Annotated in this window: 1 protein-coding gene and 1 pseudogene; both read left to right on the top strand. The window is 65.1% G+C overall.

Annotated elements, in window-relative coordinates; all coding sequences use genetic code 11:
- Positions 1-343: pseudogene (locus tag FJ980_RS33450) on the top strand (DNA topoisomerase IV subunit B); the annotation flags it as partial.
- A 38-nt stretch (positions 344-381) separates the two neighbouring features.
- Positions 382-1,116 (top strand): FUSC family protein (locus FJ980_RS33445; protein ID WP_140547649.1); only part of this gene is annotated, 735 nt, incomplete at its 3' end.

The raw sequence follows: 1,116 nt of genomic DNA, 5'->3' as shown, positions 1-1,116 counted from the left end.
TCTCTATCTGGCGGTGCCGCCGCTCTACTCGATCCGGCAGGGCGGCAAGGTCGCTTATGCGCGTGACGACGCGCACAAGGACGAATTGCTGCGCACCGAGTTCACCGGGCGCGGCAAGGTCGAGATCGGTCGCTTCAAGGGCCTGGGCGAAATGATGGCCGCGCAGCTCAAGGAGACCACAATGGACCCGAGGAAGCGTACGCTGCTCCGGGTCGATGTGATCGATGCCGAGGCCGCCACCAAGGACGCGATCGATGCGCTGATGGGCACCAAGCCGGAGGCTCGTTTCCGGTTCATCCAGGAACGCGCCGAATTCGCGGAAACGGAAGTGCTGGATATCTGAGCGCAGGCCGGTCGATCAAGGCTTGCGGAGACGCGCGTGTGAGCTGGCAACGGCTGAAAGACTATTTCGAAGCGGCTCTTGCCGGGCTGACACAGCCGACCCGGTCGGACTGGATCTTCGCCTTGCGCACGGTCTCGGCCGGCCTGATCGCGCTTATGGCCGCCTACGCCCTCAAGCTCGATCACCCGCAATGGGCGATGATGACGGTGTTCATCGTTGCCCAGCCGGTCGCCGGCATGGTGTTGGCGAAAGGCTTTTATCGGTTGCTCGGCACGCTGGCGGGCGGTGCTGCCGCAATTGCCATCACCACTGTCTTCGGCACGAATCCCTGGGTGCTGGTGACGGTGCTTGCCCTATGGATCGGCATTTGCACCTTCGTGTCGTCGCTGCTGCGCAACCCGGAAGCTTACGGAGCGGCGCTGGCCGGCTACACCGCGATGATCATCGGCTTGCCGGCGTTTGGCCAGCCGCATCTCGTCGTCGACCTCGCGGTCGCGCGCTGTGCCGAGATCGTACTCGGCATTGTCTGCGCCGGCCTGACCAGTCGGCTGATCCTGCCCAAATTGGCCAGCGAGGCCATCATCTCGCGGCTGAAGCGCAGCATTCTCGACCTTGCCACCTATGCCGGCGGCGCCTTTTCCGGTGGCGACACGGCAATGCTTTCCGGCCTGCACCGGAAGCTGGTCGCTGACACCCAGACGCTCGCCGAGATGCGCGCCTATGCCAGGCTGGAGGCCCCGAGCTTCGCGCCGCGCGCCCATCCGGTACGGCGC

This window comes from Mesorhizobium sp. B1-1-5 (genome assembly GCF_006443065.1).
In the GTDB taxonomy this organism is placed as follows: Bacteria; Pseudomonadota; Alphaproteobacteria; order Rhizobiales; family Rhizobiaceae; genus Mesorhizobium.
Note: the sequence above shows the minus strand (reverse complement) of the source record. Positions and strands in the feature narration are given on the sequence as shown.